Source organism: Streptomyces alboniger (assembly GCF_008704395.1).
In the GTDB taxonomy this organism is placed as follows: domain Bacteria; phylum Actinomycetota; class Actinomycetes; order Streptomycetales; family Streptomycetaceae; genus Streptomyces; species Streptomyces alboniger.
Genome location: NZ_CP023695.1, coordinates 7,712,242 through 7,730,113, shown reverse-complemented (window position 1 = coordinate 7,730,113; position 17,872 = coordinate 7,712,242). Strand labels below are relative to the sequence as shown.

The following is a 17,872-nucleotide window of genomic DNA, read 5'->3' as shown; positions in this document are numbered from 1 at the left end:
CCCTGGAATCCGGTTCTCAGCCGGCCGGCACCGCGGAGTGCGGTCCGGCCTCGAAAGCGGTGCGGTCCACCTTGCCGTTGGCGTTGAGCGGCAGCTTTTGCAGATGCGTGAACCGCCTCGGAATCATGTAGACGGGCAGCCGGGCGCGCAGGAACGCGGTCAGGTCGCTCTGCGGGACCGTCTCGCCCGTGTAATAGGCGACCAACTCGGCATCGCTCTCGTGCTCCTGCACCACCGCGACCGCGTCGCGCACGGCGGGGTGCCGGGCCAGGGCCGCGTCGACCTCGCCCAGCTCGATGCGGTGGCCGCGCAGTTTGACCTGGTGGTCGAGGCGGCCCAGGTGGACCAGGGCGCCGTTCTCCCGGCCGACCCGGTCGCCGGTGCGGTACCAGAGGTCCCGGGTCAGCGGCGCCGTGCCGTCGTGGACCACGGCCGCACGCCCCGGGCTCCACTCCACGAAACGGCCCACGTCGTCGGCGGGGTCGAGGTAGCCGTCGAAGCGCTGGACGCCCCGGACACACAGCTCGCCCGTCTCCGCGGGCTCACCGCCGTCGTCGAGGATCACATGCTCCAGGTGCGGTGGTACCTCTCCGATCGGCAGGGTCCCGTTGGCGCCCGCCGCGAGCAGCGCCCCCTTCGCGCCGAGGTCCTGCCCCGAGCAGACGATGGCGACCTCCGTCGGGCCGTACAGGTTCCACAGCCGTGCCCCGGGCGCCGCCGCGGCCCACTGCTCGGCCTGTTCGGCGAGCAGCCGCTCGCCACCGAACATGACGGCCTTCAGCGACGGCATCGAGTCCGGTGCCAGCGCTCCGGTGCGGGCGGCGATGCCGCCGACCGAGGGAACGCAGAACCAGTGCGTGACCCGCTTGGCGTTCACGTAGGGCGCCGGCCGTACGACGTCGTTGGGCCGGGGCACCACCAGGGCGCCGCCGCTTGCCCAGGCGGCGAAGAGTTCGAAGACCGCGACGTCGAAGGAGATCTCCACGTTCTGCGAGACCCGGGACTCGGGGGTGAAGGCGTTGTACTCGACCAGCCAGCGCAGTGTCGGCACGACGCGCGCATGCCGGATCGGCACACCTCGGGGCCGGCCCGTGGAACCGGAGGTGTAGAGGATGTACGCGACGTCCTCCGGCGACACCCGCACGGCGGGGGCCGACGGTACGCCGTCCTCGCCGTCCGCTCCCGCGCGGGCCGCCTCGGCGTCGGTGCAGGTGACGAAAGGAGGCAGCTCCCGCCCGTCCGTCCCCTCCGCGCTCTCGGTGGCGGCCAGTTCACCGGCCCGTGCCGCGGCGTGCTCGTCGACCAGGATCAGGTCCAGATCCGTCATGTCGGCGATGGCGCGGAGCCGGCCGGCCGGGAAGGACGGGTTGAGCGGGACGACGGCCGCGCCGAGGCGGAGCGCGGCCAGGTAGCCGACGTACGTGGTGAGACTGCGGGCCGAGAGCAGTCCGATCCTGGCCGGGCGGTGCGGCAGTTGCCGGGCCATGACGGCGGCCATCCGGGCTGCCGCGGTGTCCAGTTGCCGGTAGGTGAGCGCGGTGTCCCGCACATCCAGCGCGATGCGCTCGGGGTGGCGTTCGGCGCTGACGGCGAAAAGGTCGACGAGAGTGGCGGGTTCCATCGGAGACGTCCTGTTCTTCGCGGCTTCCGGGCGGTACGGCGAGGGACGGAGGGCAGTGGCAGCGGAGCTGAGGGGTACACAAGGGGGTACGCACCCCGCTCTCGGGGAGCTCACACCAGTTGCTCCAGCGTCTTCCACAACTCCGGCCACCAGTCCGTCACGTACATGTGGTCCCCGGCGAACTCGACGGTGTCGAAGCCGGCGGAGGTGAAGGCCCCCCAGTCCAGCCACTCGTTCTCGGGCACCAGGTGGTCCTGGTCGCCGCGGATCGCGGTGATCGGGACGGGCAGCGGATCGCGGGCGGGCGGCGTGTAATCGGCCAGCAGGTTCACGTCCGCCCTCATGATCGGCAGCAGGATGTCCCGCAGCCGGGGGTCGGCGTACTCCGGCATGTCCCTGCACGCGATGGCCCTGACCCGCGCGACGACCTCCTCGTCGTCACCGTCGAGCCGCTCGGCCTGCCGGTGGGAGGGGCTGGCGGAGCCGCTGACCACCAGGTGCCGGGGCAGCGAGCCCCCGGTGTCGGCCAGGTGCCGGACGGCCTCGTAGGCGAGCAGCGCGCCGAAGCTGTGCCCGAAGACGATGTACGGCTGTCCGTCCGCGGCGGCTTCCCGGATGCGCCGTGCGGTTCCCTCGGCGGCCTCGGAGAAGTCACGGTAGAACGGCTTGCCGAACTCCCGCTCCCGGCCGGGGACCTGGATGGGTACGGCGCGCAGCGCGGCGGACTCCCGAAGCTGCCAGGGGCGGTAGATGCCCGCGCCCGCCCCTGCGTAGGGCAGGCACATCACTGAGGTGGTCATACGGTGTTCTCCCGGCCGGGTGATCGGGTGGCGGCGTCGGCGCACAGGAGGCCGAGCTGGTCGTCGAAGGCATGCAGCAGGGCGGCCGACCGGCCCTGCCAGGGGCTGCTGAGCGGGGCCTGGGCGACGCAGTGCAGGGTGCCGGCGGGCAGCTCGGTCACCTGGAGCTGGATCTCCGCGTGCCCGCCGACGGGTGGGACGGGGAGGGCGCGGATCTGCACCGGGCCCGCGGTGTGTTCCGCCCGCTCCCAGTTCTCGAAGGCGAACAGTGCCTGGTAGACGGGCATCCGCCGGCCGGGCGTCGTCCGGGCGGCGCGGATGATCTCGTCGCACGGCAGCGCGGAACCGATGACGCTCTCGCGCAGGGCTCCCCAGACCCGTTCGACGACTTGGGGCCCGGACAGTTCGGGCATGCGCACGGGCAGTGTGTTCGTCAGATAGCCGATCTCGTCGCTCTGGCCGGGCGTGCGTGCGGCCACCGGCGTTCCGACGCAGAAACCGGCGCCGCCGGTGAGGTCGGCCAGCGCCCGGCCGAAAGCCGCCAGCAGCACCGCGTACGGCGAGCAGCCGCTGAGCCGGGCCCGGGTACGCACCGCCTGCCAGGTGCCGGCCGGCAATTCGCGGCTGTCCTCCGTCAGCTCGGCCTGGGCAAGCTCCCGCTGGCTGGGGCCGGGGCCGTCGGCGGATCCCGGGAGGGGCAGGTCGGCCGCCTCGTCGAGCATCGTCCGCCAGTGGGTGGCGAGTTCGGCGCGCTGGGCGGGGGCCAGGGTGGCGGGCTCCGCCCGTTCGCGGACGGGCAGTACGGGGTCCTCGCCCGTGAGGGCCAGGTCGTAGGCGCGCGCCAGGTCGGCGGCGAAGATCTCCTGGGACATCCCGTCGAAGGCGATGTGATGCACCGCCAGGTAGAGCGTGGCGCCCGTGTCGTCGGGTGCCACGGCGGCCCGGAACAACCGTCCCGCGCCGAGGTCCAGGAAGTCGTCCGCCAGCAGGGCGGCGGTCGCGGCGTGGCTGCCGGTTCTCGCGGGGAGGTGCAGCAGGGGCGGGATGTCGCGGGGAGGGAGCACTTTGCGCACCAACTCCCCCCGCTCGACCACGAAGGCGGTGCGCAGCGCCTCGTGGCGGGCGGCGACCGCGCTCAGCGCCGCCCCGAGCGCACCGTATGCGACCGGACCGTCGACGCGGATCCGGGCGAGGGCCCGGTTGGCCCGGGTCGCCGGTGCGATCTGCTCGCCGACCCAGAACTGCCGTTCCAGCGCGGAGGCCCGCTGCACCCGGACCGGTGCGTCGTCACTCACGGACTGCCTCCTTGTCGGCGGTCGGGGACTCCTCGGCCGGGGCCGGCGGAGCGTCCATGTCGCGCAGCGCGCGGCTGCGCAGCGAGACGAGCACCAGGACGATGTACGAGGCGCCGAAGCAGAGGAGGGTTCCGCGCAGCCCGATGCCGTGGATCGACCAGCCGGCGACGAGGATGCCGATCGGAGCGGCGCTCATCCCGACGGCGGAGGTGAGGGCGAAGACGCGGCCGAAGACCGCTGCCGGGACCTTCTCCATCATCACCGTGGACAGCGCCGGGTTGAGCGGGCCGGCCGCGAGGCCGAGCAAGAAGGAGATCACGATGCTCAGCACCGCGCCCGGCATGCCCGTGAGGGTCAGGCGCAGGGCGCCGATGACGAGGAAGCAGCCCAGCAGGGTCCAGCGGTGGCTGGTGAGCCAGCGGGCGCTGAGGGGGCTGTAGCCGAACGTGCCGGCGACGGCGCCGGCACCGGAGGCGGCCACCAGCCAGCCCAGGTACTGGCCGCTGCCGAGCACCTGGTCCGAGTAGACCGGCAGGATGACCGGGGTGAAGGCGTCGTCGAGGAAGTTGGTGACGAAGACGAACGCCGTCATGGCGCCGACCACGGGTATCCCGCGGACCACCTTCGCGCCCTCGGCGAGCTGCCGCAGGAATCCCTCCCGGTGCTGAGCGGCGGAGGCGGGGCCGGAGCTGTGGGGCACGCCGACCGCGACCAGGACAGCGGAGAGAAGGAAGGACGCGGAGTCGACGTACATGCCGGTCACCGGTCCGGACACGGCGATCAGCAGGCCGGCCAGCGGTGCGCCGACCAGCAGGCCGAGGCGCGGAGCGCCCTGCATCCAGGAGTTGGCGGTCGCCAGCCGGATCCCGCCCCGCTCGGCGAGCGGCTTGATCAGGCTCTGGCGTGCGGCGCCCGTCGGCGTGGAGCCCAGGCTGCGGCCGAAGAGCAGTCCCATCAGGACGGGCAGCGGCAGTCCCACCGTGTTGTCGAGCAGCGGGACGAGTCCGATGGAGACGCCCGCGACGACATCGCTCAGCACGCTCATCCGTTTGCCGCCGACGCGGTCTATCCAGACCCCGCCGACGGCTCCCGCGAAGATCAGCGGAAGGGTGTTGGCGAAGCCGGCCAGTCCGGTGGAGACGGAGCTGCCGGTGCTGTGGAGGACGTACAGCGGGATGGTGATGACCGTGATGGCGTTGCCGAACGACGAGAGGTAGTGCGCCAGCAGCAGTACGAACAGCGGCCGACGGTGTGGCACCGCTCGTCCGGGTTCCGCGGCAGTGGTCATGGGGTGTCCTCCTGGCGGGTGGGGGGCAGGACGTCACGGACCGGGGCGCCGCTCGCGTCGGCGAAGAGGCGCTCCAGGTAAGCCTCCGAGACCCCGACCAGACCAGGTACCGCGGTGTCCGGTGGGGTGTCCTGCCGCAGTGGGTTGCCGCGCGCCAGGAGCTGTGTGGTCAGTTCGGCGAGCGTGGTGCCGGGCGCGATGTCCCGGGGTCCGGCGTCGAAGCCCGCCCCGCGCAGCAGCCGGGCCAGCCGGGCGGAGAGCAGCGGGGTGCCTCCGCTCGCGACGAAGGCGTCGTCCGCTCCGGCGTTGTCCCGGTCGAGTGCCTCGCGCCAGGCGGCGGCGACGGCGTCACGGGCCCGGGCGGCGGGGCTCTCGAGCGGGGTGTCCGGGGCGGTGGCGAAGAGCTCGACCAGTTGCAGCAGCCGCCGGGCCAGCCGGTCTACGGTCTCCGGCTCGAACAGGGCGGTGCGGTACTCGAACCGGCCGTAGACCAGGTCGCCGAGGTGCCACCAGGCGACGGTGACGTCCATCGAGGAGATGCCCTCGGGTACGGCGTTGGCGTAGACGGTGGCGCCGGGCACCTCGTAGGAGACCGTCTCGGCCAGGTCCAGGTGGACCAGCATGGTGCGCAGCAGCGGGTAGCCGTGTGCGGTCCGCTCGGGGGCGGCGGCTCGGACGATCTCGCCGAACGGCGTCTCGTGGTGGGCCGCGACGGCCGCGCCCGCCGCCTGGGTGGCGGCCAGGAAGTCGTTCGGGGTGGGGTTCTCGGGCAGCTGGATCCGCAGCGGCACATTGGTGAGCAGGAAGCCGACCAGATCCTGCACCGCGGCCTGGCCGCGGGTCACGCTGGGCACCCCGACCAGGATGTCCCGCTCGCCGCTCTCCTCGTACAGCAGGGCCGCGTACGCGGCCGCCATGGCGTTGGCGACGGTGCTGCGGGCGGCCTTGGCACGGCTGATGAACGCGGCGGCGGTGCCCTTGTCCAGTACGAAGTTGTGCTGGCGGCCGAGCCGGTCCTCGGTCTCGACCGGGTGGTCGTACGGCAGCAGGGGCACGTCCGGTACGTCCGCGAGGTAGTCGCGCCAGAACGCGCGGTGGCGTTCGCCGTACTCGGTCTCGAAGTAGGCGCGCTGCCAGTGCGCGTAGTCGCCGAACTGCACGGGAAGGTCCGGCAGTTCGGGCTCCCGGCCCTCCAGGCGGGCCTGGTAGGCCTCCAGCAGCTCGCGGTTGAGCCGCACGTACGACCACTGGTCGGTGAAGGAGTGCGGCATGGTCTGGACGACCTGGTGGTCGCCGCCACCGAGGTCGGCCACGCCGATGCGCAGCACCGGATCCCGGGACAGGTCGAAGGGGCGCCGCACCTGTTGCCGTACGAACTCTTTGCGGCGCAGCTCCTTCTCCTCGGCCGGACCTCGCGACAGGTCGGCGAAGGTGAGGTCCGCGCCGCGGTCCGGGTGCAGGCGCAGCCGTGGCTGCGCGCCGTCCACCTCGACGGTGCTGCGCAGCAGTTCGTGCCGGCGCACCACGGTGGCGACGGCCTCGTCGAACGCGTCGCGGTGGAACTCCCCGACGAAGCGCAGTCCGAAGCCGAGGGTGTAGGTGACGGTGCCGGGGTAGAGCTGGTCGAGGATCCACAGGCGTTCCTGGTCCATGCCCAGGGGCGCGGTGTCGCGCGGCCCGGTCCGCGGCACGAGTGGCGGCGGCCCTTGGCGCTTGCGGGACAACCGCGCCGCCAGAGCGGCCCGTTGCTGCGGGCTGAGGCCCGCGAGCCGGGCCGTGAGGGCGGCTTTGTCGGCGGCTGCGGTCATCGGTCACACTCCGCGGGGACACAGGCGAACAGGGCGGGCAGCGCGGCCAGCACGTCGGCGGTGGGCAGGCCGAAGTCGACCAGGAAGCCGACCTCGTCGGCGCCCGCCTCCCGCAGCTGCCCGAGGACGGCGGCCGCCTTGGCGGCCGGTCCCAGCAGGGAGGGACCGGCGAGGTAGTTGAGGTAGGCGCTCTCCAGCAGCAGCGTCTCGTCTTCGCCGGGCGCGGTGGTCTGGCTCCGGTACGCCCTCAGATAGCCGTGCATCGCGGGGCGCAGGAAGTCCTCCAGATCGGTGCGTTCGCTGACGTAGGCGTGCACCATGACCACCACGTCGCCGTCCCCGGGGTGGCCGGCGCGGCGCCACTCCTCGCGGTAGTGGGCGATGTTCTCCCGCAACTGCGGCATCGTCTGGCCGAGCAGTGCGGTCATCACGCCGATCCCGGCGCGGGCGGCCGAGGCGAAGGTGGCGGAGTTGCCCGCCGAGGTGAGCCAGACGGGCAGGTCGCGTCGTACGGGGGCGGGGCCGGTGCGGACGGCGGCGGTGCCGCCCGCGGTGGTGGGGTGGCTCACTTTCTCGCCCCGCCAGTGGGACCGCACCTGGTCGATGATCCCCATCGTGGTCTCGCGCCGCTGTGCGTAGTCGGTGCGGGCGAGGACGAAGTCGTCGGGATGCCAGCCGCTGGCGAAGGAGATGCCGGCCCGGCCGCCGCTGAGGTTGTCGACGACGGACCAGTCCTCGGCGATGCGCGCCGGGTGGTGCAGGGGGGCGGCGACGCTGCCGGCCCGGATCTGCACCTGTTCGGTCTGCACGGCGACGGCTGCCGCGAGGACGGCCGGGTTGGGCGAGTGCCCGCCGAAGTCCACGAAGTGGCGCTCCGGCAGCCAGACTGCGTGCAGTCCGGCGGCGTCGGCCTGGCGTGCCGCGTCGAGGACGAAGCGGTAGTACTCCGGTGCGGGGACGGCGTCGGCGCTCGCGAAGAAGTAGAGGCTCTGCCGCTCGGGCGGGCCGGCGGCCGTGGCCCCGGCGGGTTCACGGGCCGTGCGGTGCTGGAGCCTGCGCCCGAGGAGCTTGCGCTGTTCGGGGGTGAGGGCGGCCAGGCGGCTGGACAGGTCGGTCACGGCACTTCCTCGATCTCGTTCAGCAGCCGTAGGAGTTCCTCGTCGTCGCGTTCGCCGGCGAGTTCCTCGGCCCGGTGGATGAACGCGGCCAGGTCGGAGTGCTCGTACAGGTCCCCGAGCACCAGGGCGAGGAGCAGCGTGTCGTTGATGACGCTGATGAGCTGAGCGGCCTGGAGCGAGCTGCCGCCGAGGGTGAAGAAGTTGTCCTCGGGGGCGAGGGGTGCGCCGCCGAAGGCGTCCTGCCAGATCTCGGTGATCACGGTGGCGATCTCGCTCGCCTCGGGGGCCGGCTGCGCGGCGGGGACGGCCGGAGTGTTGCCGGGGGCGGGAGGGTCGGTCTCCTGGGCGCCGGGCGGGGTGTCGCCCGCGTTGTCGGACGGGGTGTCGGGCGCGTCGATCCAGTGGCGGGTGTCCGCGAAGGGGTACCGCGGCAGTGGGGCGATCCGGTCCGGGCGGGGCGGCGCGAGGTCGACGGCGCAGCCGGCCGCCCACAGCTGGGCCAGGGCGGTGTGCCGGGCGAGTGTCACGTCCTGGCCGGTGCCGCCGAGCATGTCGACGATCCGGGGCGGCCGTGCCGTGCCCAGGTCACGGGCCGCGCGGCGCACCGGGTTGGTCAGCGAGCGGCTGCCGCCTACCCCGACGACCACGTCGCAGGGCCCGGCGAGCAGGGTGCGGACTCCGTCGGCCAGTCGTACCGTCGCGCGGAGCTGGGCCGCCCAGTAGCCGGGGTCGGTGGCCTGTTCGGGCGTCAGTTCCGCACCGGAGACGTTGGAGATCACTTTGGTGCGCGGTGCGGACAGCGGCAGCGCGCGCAGGAACTCCTCGAAACGGGCGGCGGCCTGTTCCATCGAGCGTGTGTGGAAGGCGTGGGAGGTGGCGAGCCGGGTGGTGGCGAGCCCGCGCTCGGCGCATCGCCGTTCGATTTCGGCGACCGTGTCGGGATCGCCGCCGAGGACGACGGCGTCGGGGCCGTTGACACCGCACAGGTCGGCGGGGAGCCCGGCGGTGATCGCTCGTGCGGCCGCCTCGTCGAGCGGCACGGCGAGCATGGCTCCGGGCGGGGCCTCGCCCATCAGCGCCCCGCGCCGGACCACGGCCGCCGCGGCGTCCTCGACGTCGAACACCCCGGCGTACGCGGCGGCGGTCAGCTCGCCGATGCTGTGTCCGAGGAGGGTGTCGGGTCGTATGCCCCGGCGCTCCAGCCACCACAGGTGGGCCAGCCCGAGGGTGAACAGCAGCGGCTGTACGACCGCGGTGTCCAGCAGCCGGGGGTCGTCGCCGTCCCAGGTCCTGAAGTCCCGCAGGTCGGGTCCGCCCGCGCGCAGCACGGCGTCCTGCAATCGGGTCAGGTCGGCCGCGAACGCCGGATCCCGGTCGGCGGGTGCGTCGGCCGCCGACAGCCGCACGCCCTGCCCGGGAAGCAGGACGGCGACGGCGGGCTCGGGCCGGGCGGGGGGCAGGTCCGCGCCCTCGGCCACCTCCCGCAGGCCCTTTCGCAGTGCCGCGTGTGCCTGTTCGGGATCCGGGGGCAGGGCGATCGCCGTCCGGTGCGCCAGGTGGCGCCGCCCGTGCCAGAGGGTGCCGAGGACGTCGCCGAGGCCGGTGTCCGCTCCGGGGCCGTCCAGCCAGGTGGCGAGGTCCAGGGCGCGGTCGCGCAGGGCCTGGGGCGTGGCGGCCGTCACCACGGCCACGCGCGGCTCGTCGGAGGCTTCCGGCCCACCGGCCGCGCCGGGTCCCTCGGCGACGGGCCCGTCGGCATCGGGGGCGAGGATCACGTGCGCGTTGGTGCCGCCGAGCCCGAAGGAGCTGACGGCGGCGCGACGCGGCACCGTCGTGCTCCACGGCCGGGCCTGGCGGGGGATGAAGAACCTGGCCGCGCCCAACTCGGCGTCGGGGCCGTCGCCCGGCTGGGCGGGGACCGGCGGCACGGTGTCCTGCTGGAGGGCCAGCACCGTCTTGATCAGCCCCACCACTCCGGCGGCGGTGTCCGTGTGGCCGACGTTCGGCTTGACCGCGCCGATCGCGCAGCCCGGCGTCGCGGCGCCGTACACCTCGGCGAGCGCGGCCAGTTCGACCTGGTCGCCCAGGACGGTGCCGGTGCCGTGCGCCTCCACGTAGCCGATGTCCTCGGCGGCGAGTCCGGCGACCTCCAGGGCCTCGCGGATCACCTCGGCCTGCCCGCGCGGGCTCGGCGCGGACATGGCCATCCGGTCGGCGCCGTCGTTGTTGACGGCGCTGCCCACGATGTGCGCCCGCGCGGTCCGGCCCCGCTGCGGCAGATCGGCGGATCGCCGCAGCACCACCACGCCGGCCCCGCCGGAGGGAACGGTTCCGCCGCTGCCCCGGGTGAAGGCGCGACAGCGGCCGTCCGGTGCGTAGATGCCGCCTTCGGACCACCGGTACTCGGGCCGCTCGACGGGGAAGACGGTCACGCCACCCGCGACGGCGATGTCGCACTCGTAGGTCAGCAGGCTGCGCACGGCCTGGTGGACGGCGACCAGGGAGGTGGAGCACGCCGTCTGCACCGTCATGCTGGGGCCGGTCAGGCCGAGCCGGTACGACAGGGCCGTGGCGAGGTAGTCGCGGGAGTTGCCGAACAGGATCTGCTCGGTGCCCTGGGTGCGCACCACGCGGTCGTCGCGCAGCACGTGGTGGTGCAGGTAGTCGTCGGGTCCGCAGCCGACGAAGACACCGACCCGGCCGTCGTCCCGCTCGGTGTCGAGCCCGGCGTCCTCCAGGGCCTCCCATGTCAGTTCGGTGAGCACGCGGTGCTGGGGGTCGGTGGTCGCCGCCTGGGCGTGTGTCATGCCGAACAGTTCGGCGTCGAACCGCTCGTAGCGGTCGATCTGCCCCGCGACCAGCGGCCCGTCCACCGGGTCCGCGCGGTCCTCGCGGGCGGCGGGCAGACTGACCCGGCCCGCGACGATGTTCGCCCAGAAGGTGCCGGGGTCCGACGCCCCGGGGACCCGCAGCGCCAGTCCGACGACGGCCACGGCGTTGTCCGGACGGTCCGACTCAGTCATGCCGATGCTCCTTCAGGTGCGGTCGACCAGGGCAGGGACGAATCACCGGTCGGGGACGGTCCGTTCCCCCGGGCCGGACTCGTCGGGTCATGACCGCGCCGTGCCCTGGTCGAGCGCGGCGGCCAGCCGCCGGGGGGTGGAGTTGCGGAAGACGTCCCGCAGGCGGACGTCGGGGAAGTCGGCCTCGCGCAGGGCGCTGATGAGCAGGACCGCCTGCACCGATGTGCCGCCGAGGTCGAAGAAGTTGTCGTCGGCGCCGACGGGCACACCGAGGACCTCCTGCCAGGTCGCGGCCATGGCCGCCCAGGGGCCGTCGGCTTCCGCCGGTCGCGCGTCCCGGCCGGCGGGGGGCGCGGGCGGCGCGGGTTCGGGCAGCCGGGCGGTGTCCAGCTTGCCGTTCGGGGTCAGGGGCAGTTCGGGCACCGGGGTGAGGGTGGCGGGCATCGCATGGCCGGGCAGCCGGTCGGCGAGCTGGTGGCGGATGTCGTCGAGCGCGTCCGGATGGTCGGTGACGACATACGCGTCCACGCGTGCGGTGTCCGGTCCGCCGGGGGTGCGCACCACGCAGGCGGCGGCCCGCACGCGCGGGTCCTCCAGCAGGGAGTGCCGGATCTCGCCGGGCTCGATGCGGTGTCCGCGGATCTTGACCTGCTCGTCGAGCCGGCCCAGGTACTCCAGCCGGCCGTCGGGCAGGAAGCGGCCCAGGTCGCCGCTGCGGTAGAGGCGCCGGCCCGGCAGGACCGGCAGGCCGTCCAGGAACCGCTCGGCGTTCAGCTCCGGCCGGTCCAGGTATCCCTGGGTGACGCCGGCCCCGCCGACGTAGATCTCGCCGGGCACGCCCGGGGGGACCGGGCGGCCGCGACCGTCCAGGAGGTGGATGTCCCAGCCGGGGAGGGGCCGTCCGATGGAGCGGCTGCCGCGCCGCGCCTCGGCGCGGTCGACGGTGTGCCAGGTGCAGAAGACGGTGGTCTCCGTGATCCCGTACATGTTGACGGCGCGGCAGACGTCCTCGGGGTAGCGGTCCATCCAGGGCAGCAGGATGCCGCGGTCCAGGGCCTCGCCGCCGAAGATGAGCAGCCGTACCGCGAGGCCGCCGTCCTGGAAGGCGCGGGTGTTGACGAGTTGGGCGAACGCGGACGGCGTCTGGTTGAGGACGGTCACGCGCTCAGCGCGCAGCAGGGCGTGGAACGCCTCGGCGTCGCGTGAGACGTCGTAGGGGACGACGACGAGCCGGCCGCCGCTCAGCAGGCAGCCCCAGATCTCCCAGACGGAGAAGTCGAAGGCCAGGGAGTGGAAGTACGACCAGACGTCGTCCGGTCCGGGTGCGTACTCCTGCTGTGTGGCGGCGAGCAGCGCGACCACGTTGCGGTGGCTGACGAGGACGCCCTTGGGCCGGCCCGTGGATCCCGAGGTGTGGATCACGTAGGCCGTGGTGTCGGGGGCCACGGAGGGCAGCGGCCGGTCCAATTCCTCGGGCTGGGCGTCCACCGGGACCACGCGCAGCCCCTGCATGCCGGACAGCAGTCCTTCCTGGGTGACGACGGTGCGCAGGCCGGTGTCCTCGACGACGAAGGCGAGCCGCTGCGGCGGATAGTCCGGGTCGAGGGGCACGTAGGCCGCTCCGGCACGCAGCACGGCGAGGACGGCTGCCACCTGGCCGGTGCCGCGGTCCAGGCAGACGCCGACCCGGTCGCCGGGCCGTACCCCGGCCTCGCCGAGCGCGAGGGCCAGGGCCCTGGAACGCGCGTCGAGTTCGCGGTAGGTGAGGCGGTCCTCGCCGCAGACGACGGCGATGCTGTCGGCGACGGTGGCGGCCTGTTGTTCGAACAGCTCGGTGAGGGTGCGGGCGGGTACGTCGAGCCGCGCGCCGCGCCCGGTGTCGAGCCCGGCGAGGACCTCGGGGCCGGGCAGAGTGTCCACGGCGCCCAGCAGGCGTTCCGGCGTCCGCGTGAACTCGCTGAGTACGTGGAGCAGTTGCCGGAAGAAGAGGGCGGCGGCCGAGTCGTCGACCAGGGCGCGCTGGTGCCGCAGCAGCATCCGGATCCCGCCCTGCCGGTCGGGCTGCTGGTAGAGGCCGACCGTGAGCGGGAAGTGGGCCGTGCCGAGTCCCTGGTCCTGCTGCGGTACGGCGGTCAGCTCGCCGTCGGACAGGTGCGGCAGGGCGTCGATGGCGGACAGCACCACCTGTGGTGTGGCGCCGCGGGAGGAGGGCCAGACGGCGGACAGAGGCACATCTGCCTCTCGGTACGCCCGTACTCCGCGCCGGTGCACGGCGCGCAGGAAGTCCGACACGGCGGTCGCGTCGTCGAGGCCGACGGGTACAGGTGTGGTGGTGTTGAAGTACCCGACCGTGGTGGCGTGGGCGGCCGGGCGGCGGGAGACGGTGGTACCGACGACCGGCCGGGAGCAGCCGGAGTTGCGGCCGATGACGAACCCCGCGGCGGCCAGTACCACCGAGTGGGCCGTGACGCCGAGGTCGGCGCTCAGCCGCCGGATGCCCTCGTGCAGCGCGGCGGGGATGAGGGCCTCGGCGACTCCGCCGGTCGGCTCGTCCTCGGGCGGGGGGCTGTCCGGCGTGGCCCAGTCGAGGGAGGGCGCGCTGTCCGCGGCGGCGAGTTCGGCACGGATCGCGGCCGCGTCGGCGGTAAGGGCGCTCTGCCGGTCGCGGGCGGTCGCGGCCCAGTCGGCGAAGGCGGGACCGGACACGCTGGGCTCGTCGGTCAGCAGCCGACGGGCGATGAGTGCCAGGGAGTACCCGTCGACGACCAAGTGGTGCGCTATGAGCAGGAGGTCGGCGGTGTCCGGCCGGTACTGGAGCAGGACGGCCCGCAGCAGCGGGCCCTCGGCCAGGTCCAGCGGGATCCGCAGTTCGTCGTGCACCCGTTGGCGGGCCGCTGTGCCGTCCGGGTCGGTGTCGAGCGTGACGCACAGCAGTCGCGGGCGGTCGGGCGCCTCCTCCAGTAACCAGGAGGTTCCGTCCTGGACGACCCTGGCGGCGAGCACGGGGTGGGCGGCGGAGAGCCGCTCCAGGCGCCGGGCGAGGCGGTCGGGGTCGACGGGGCCGGTCAGCCGGTAGACCGCGTTCACGAGATACGTGGCGGGGTCGTCGGTGGCCTGGTCGGCGGTGTAGAGGTCGATCTGGTTGGGCGCCAGTTCCCAGCCCATGGGTCAGCTCCCCGGGGTGTCGGTGGTGAGCAGACGGGCAATCGCCTCGGCCCCGTCCGCCTCGAGCACGTCGAGGTACTCGATCTCACTCCCCGTCAGTTCGTACAGACGGGTGGTCAGCAGGACCGCGCGGAATGAATCGCCGCCGTTCTCCAGAAATCCGGTGCCGGTATCGGCGTCAGGGCCCAGAATCTCGGTCCAAAGGCTCTCCGCCAGGGCCGCGGCCGCACTGGCGGAGGCGCCGGGTGGATGCAAATTCGATTCCACTGAATAGTCCCCCGAATTCCATTGGTCCGAATTCTTCGCCACACGCGTACGGTGACGGAAAGTTTTTCCGGGCCGACCGGGCGCCCGTCACCGGGTCGCCGTCCCAACTGCCCATGATCTCAAGGACCTACAGGTTGAATGCTGGGGTCACGCTACAGAGCCACCCATCAATGATCAACGTGACGCGCGTCACACTCTCAATGTCCCATTACGCACGCAAATTCGCCGGTGCGCCCCGGGAACGGTTCATCGATCTTCTTCCTTGACACTGGAAAACAGATCTTCCTAGGGTGACTCCATTAATTCGTCACGCGGATTAGAGGCGGGGGGCTCTCAAAATGTCTGACGACATGGAATTACAGAATGCGAGCGGTCCGGCCAGTGCCGAACAGACGCGTTTCTTCCTGCTCGACCAACAGGGCGGCCGGGCGACCCTTCTCCACCACATCCGCGTCGACGGACCGGTCGACCCCGACCGCTTGACGGCGGCCGTCCGGTCGGTCGTCGCCGCGCAGCCGGCGCTGCGGACGTCCCTGCACCCCACTGCCGACGGCCTGTTGCGGCGCCTGCACACCGCCGCCGAGGTCGACATCGCGACCGAACGGTCCTCGGACGAGACGGCGCTGAGGGCGCGTATCGCCGAGACCGGTGCCCCGTTCGCCCACGGACAGGGACCGCTGTGCCGGATCCGTGTCGTCGTCACCGGCGACGGCGCCCACTGCCTGGTGGGGATCCATCACGCGGTGTTCGACGAGGAGTCGGCCGCCGTCCTGCTGCGGCTGCTCGCCGACGCCTACGCCGGCACACCGCCGCGGAAGGCCGACGACCGCAGACCGGCACCGGCCGCCGACCGCGTGGCGGCACTGGAGGCCTTCTGGTCCCGGGAACTCGACAACTGCCCCGCGCACACCGCGCTGCCACGGATCGCGTCCGCCGAACCGCCCGGCCATGCCACGGTGAGCCTGCCCCTCCCGGCGGAGCTGAGCGCGGCACTGCACCGGCGCGCCCGGGCGACGGGGGCGACCGTGTTCGCCCAACTCCTCGCCGCCGTAGGGGTGGTGGCCGGGTGGTACAGCGGCAGCGACGACGTCGTGCTCGCCACCGTCGCCACCACCCGCACCAAGGCCGACCAGGACGTCATCGGCTGTCTCCAGAACACCCTGCCGGTCCGCCTCCGGCTGGCCGGGGCCGACACCTCGTCCGTGTCCGACCTCGCCGCCGACGCCCTCTTCGACGCCCTGGACCACGCCGAGCTGCCGGTGGAGGACATCCTGCGGGTGAGCCGGGCCGAGCGCAGCCCGGAACGCAAACCCCTGACCGGCATCATCTGCACCCAGGCGTCCGCGCCCGCCCAGGTCACCGCGACCGGCCTCGTCTGGCGGCTCACCCCACCTTCCGTGACGGCGGGCGAGTACCCGCTCGCCGTGACCCTGCACCGGGCCCCCGACGGCGGCGCCGGTCTGAACGTCGAGTACGACCGCTCCCACCTACCCACGAGCGCCGCCGAATCGTTCACCGAGCACCTGCTACGCGCCCTCGGCGCCCTCACCACCGAACCGGCCGTCCCGCTCACCCGGCTGCGGCTGACCGGCGAGGGCCGCCCGGGAGCGGGGACGACGGCCTGCGCGGAACCGCACCCGCAGGCCCCCCGGGCCGTACCCGACCACGTCGCCGAGCACGCCCGGCGCTCCCCCGGGGCGACCGCGTTGGTGTACGGCGGCGCACAGGTCGGCTACGCCGAACTGGACCACCGGGTAGGGAAATTGGCCGCCGCCCTGATCGAGGCGGGGGTACGTCCCGGCGACCGGGTGGCCGTGCGGCTGGCGCGCACCCCCGATCTGCTGGTGGCACTGCTCGCGGTCTGGCGGGCGGGCGCCGCCTATGTGCCGCTCGACCCCGACTACCCCGTCGGCCGGCTCCGGCTGATGATCGAGGACGCCCAGCCGTCCGCGATCATCGGCACACCGGTGCCCGGCACCGGGGCGGCGGGAACGGTGGTCCTCGCACCGGACGCGGCGGCCCCGGTGCCCGAGCGATGGCCGCGGATCCGTCCCGAGGACCCCGCCTACGTCATCTACACGTCAGGGTCGACCGGCAGGCCCAAGGGCGTGATCGTCCGCCACGAGAACCTGTCCGCGCTCTTCACCGCCTTCGACCGGGAGTTGTCCGGCCCACCCGCGGTCACCGTCGCGGCCACCAGCGTCTCCTTCGACATCAGCGCGCTGGAGCTGTTCTGGCCGCTCACCGCAGGCCGCGCCGTCCTGCTGACCGGGCACCGCGAGGTCGCCGGGGAGGACGTACCCACGGGTGCCCTCTACCAGTGCACCCCCACGGTGGCGCGGATCCTCACCGACGACCCGAACGGGCGCCGTCTGCTGGGCCGGCTCGGCACCCTGCTGGTAGGCGGTGAACAACTCCCGCGCGACCTGGCCGACCGGCTGGACTCACTGGTCCCGGGCGAGGTGCTCAACTGCTACGGCCCGACCGAGACGACGGTGTGGTCGACCGTCTGGCGGGTACGGCCGCACGTACCCGTGCACATCGGCCACCCTCTGGGGGGCGAGGAGTGCCTGGTGGTCGATCCCCACGACCGGCCGCTGCCGCCCGGCCTGCCGGGCCGGCTGCTGGTGCTCGGCGCGGGCGTCGGCTCCGGCTACTGGCGGCGGCCCGACCTCACCGCCGACCGGTTCCGGGAGTACGACGGCCGCCCCGCATACGACACCGGCGACCTCGCGGTTCTCGACCCCGAGCACGGCCTGCGGTTCCTCGGCCGTGCCGACGGACAGGTGAAGATCCTCGGGCAACGGATCGAACTCGCCGAGATCGAGAGCGTGCTGAGGGCCCATCCGGCAGTCCGCGACGCCCTCGTCACCGTCGCCTCCGACGGCGCCACGGTCACCGCGTGTCTCGTTCCCGCGAGCGGTGGCCCGGACCCCTGCGTGCCGGTGCCCGCGCCACCCGGGCAGGCGGAGGAGATACGGCGGCACGCGGCCGCCTCTCTGGTGCCGGCGATGGTGCCCGCCGTGTGGCTGCTCGTCGGGGAACTGCCCCAGCTGCCCAACGGCAAGCTGGACCGGGCCACCGCGGGCGGCTGGGTGGCGCGGGCGATGCCGTCCCGGCCCGGTCCGCCGGACGCGGAGCCCGCCGGGCGGGCCCTCGACGCCGTTCGCCTGGCCTGGGAACGCGTCCTCGGTGTTCCGGTCGCCGACCTGGACACCACCTTCTTCGACCTAGGCGGCACTTCCGCCGGACTCCTGCGGGTGCTCGTTCTGCTGGCAGAGCGGTATCCGGAGCTGACCGCCGCCGAACTCTTCCGTCGCACCACCGTCCGCGGCCTGGCCCGGTGGCTCGACGCCCCGACGGGCGGCGCGGACACCCCGGACACCCGCCCCGCCCAGGCGCCCGCCCGGGGCGCCTCCCGGGCCAGGGCCCTCGGCCAATGGCGCCGACGGACCGAACGATCCCAGCAGCGACACCCGTGACGACG

The 17,872-nt window shown here is 73.4% G+C and carries 10 protein-coding genes; 1 reads left to right on the top strand and 9 read right to left on the bottom strand.

Annotation, left to right across the window (positions count from 1 at the left end):
- Positions 1-16: 16 nt before the first annotated feature.
- From CP975_RS33795 to CP975_RS33755, 9 genes are all read right to left on the bottom strand, one after another.
- Complete coding sequence (locus CP975_RS33795) at positions 17-1,621, bottom strand: amino acid adenylation domain-containing protein (protein ID WP_150477696.1); 1,605 nt, start codon at positions 1,619-1,621, stop codon at positions 17-19.
- A gap of 110 nt (positions 1,622-1,731) precedes the next feature.
- On the bottom strand, positions 1,732-2,421 hold the full coding sequence (locus tag CP975_RS33790; protein ID WP_150477695.1) for a thioesterase II family protein: 690 nt from the start codon (positions 2,419-2,421) through the stop codon (positions 1,732-1,734).
- Entirely contained in the window at positions 2,418-3,716 is a 1,299-nt protein-coding gene (locus tag CP975_RS33785) for a condensation domain-containing protein (RefSeq protein WP_150477694.1), read from the bottom strand. Before CP975_RS33785 ends, CP975_RS33790 begins: the two co-directional genes overlap by 4 nt.
- Entirely contained in the window at positions 3,709-5,004 is a 1,296-nt protein-coding gene (locus tag CP975_RS33780; RefSeq protein WP_150477693.1) for an MFS transporter, read from the bottom strand. The genes CP975_RS33785 and CP975_RS33780 overlap by 8 nt, the downstream gene beginning before the upstream one ends.
- The gene (locus CP975_RS33775; RefSeq protein ID WP_150477692.1) at positions 5,001-6,812 is read right to left on the bottom strand and encodes a condensation domain-containing protein; all 1,812 of its coding nucleotides are present in this window, start codon (positions 6,810-6,812) and stop codon (positions 5,001-5,003) included. Before CP975_RS33775 ends, CP975_RS33780 begins: the two co-directional genes overlap by 4 nt.
- Entirely contained in the window at positions 6,809-7,930 is a 1,122-nt protein-coding gene (locus CP975_RS33770) for a MupA/Atu3671 family FMN-dependent luciferase-like monooxygenase (RefSeq protein ID WP_150477691.1), read from the bottom strand. The genes CP975_RS33775 and CP975_RS33770 overlap by 4 nt, the downstream gene beginning before the upstream one ends.
- On the bottom strand, positions 7,927-10,953 hold the full coding sequence (locus tag CP975_RS33765; RefSeq protein WP_150477690.1) for a type I polyketide synthase: 3,027 nt from the start codon (positions 10,951-10,953) through the stop codon (positions 7,927-7,929). The genes CP975_RS33770 and CP975_RS33765 overlap by 4 nt, the downstream gene beginning before the upstream one ends.
- A gap of 87 nt (positions 10,954-11,040) precedes the next feature.
- Complete coding sequence (locus CP975_RS36110; protein WP_150477689.1) at positions 11,041-14,118, bottom strand: non-ribosomal peptide synthetase; 3,078 nt, start codon at positions 14,116-14,118, stop codon at positions 11,041-11,043.
- Between the two features lie 3 nt (positions 14,119-14,121).
- Positions 14,122-14,427, bottom strand: coding sequence for a hypothetical protein (locus tag CP975_RS33755; RefSeq protein ID WP_150477688.1), 306 nt, complete (start codon positions 14,425-14,427; stop codon positions 14,122-14,124).
- A 308-nt stretch (positions 14,428-14,735) separates the two neighbouring features.
- Here CP975_RS33755 and CP975_RS33750 point away from each other — a divergent pair, with 308 nt between their 5' ends.
- Positions 14,736-17,867 carry a non-ribosomal peptide synthetase gene (locus CP975_RS33750; RefSeq protein ID WP_167532778.1) on the top strand — a complete coding sequence of 1,044 codons (3,132 nt, stop codon included), beginning with the start codon at positions 14,736-14,738 and terminating at the stop codon, positions 17,865-17,867.
- The last annotated feature ends 5 nt before the right edge of the window (positions 17,868-17,872 follow it).

What these genes read in the sequence shown, in the direction of transcription:
- CP975_RS33775 (WP_150477692.1), bottom strand. Translation starts at nt 6,812, where the DNA reads ATGACCGCAGCCGCCGACAAAGCCGCCCTCACGGCCCGGCTCGCGGGC.
- CP975_RS33790 (WP_150477695.1), bottom strand. Translation starts at nt 2,421, where the DNA reads ATGACCACCTCAGTGATGTGCCTGCCCTACGCAGGGGCGGGCGCGGGC.
- CP975_RS33750 (WP_167532778.1), top strand. Translation starts at nt 14,736, where the DNA reads ATGGAATTACAGAATGCGAGCGGTCCGGCCAGTGCCGAACAGACGCGT.
- CP975_RS33780 (WP_150477693.1), bottom strand. Translation starts at nt 5,004, where the DNA reads ATGACCACTGCCGCGGAACCCGGACGAGCGGTGCCACACCGTCGGCCG.
- CP975_RS36110 (WP_150477689.1), bottom strand. Translation starts at nt 14,118, where the DNA reads ATGGGCTGGGAACTGGCGCCCAACCAGATCGACCTCTACACCGCCGAC.
- CP975_RS33795 (WP_150477696.1), bottom strand. Translation starts at nt 1,621, where the DNA reads ATGGAACCCGCCACTCTCGTCGACCTTTTCGCCGTCAGCGCCGAACGC.
- CP975_RS33765 (WP_150477690.1), bottom strand. Translation starts at nt 10,953, where the DNA reads ATGACTGAGTCGGACCGTCCGGACAACGCCGTGGCCGTCGTCGGACTG.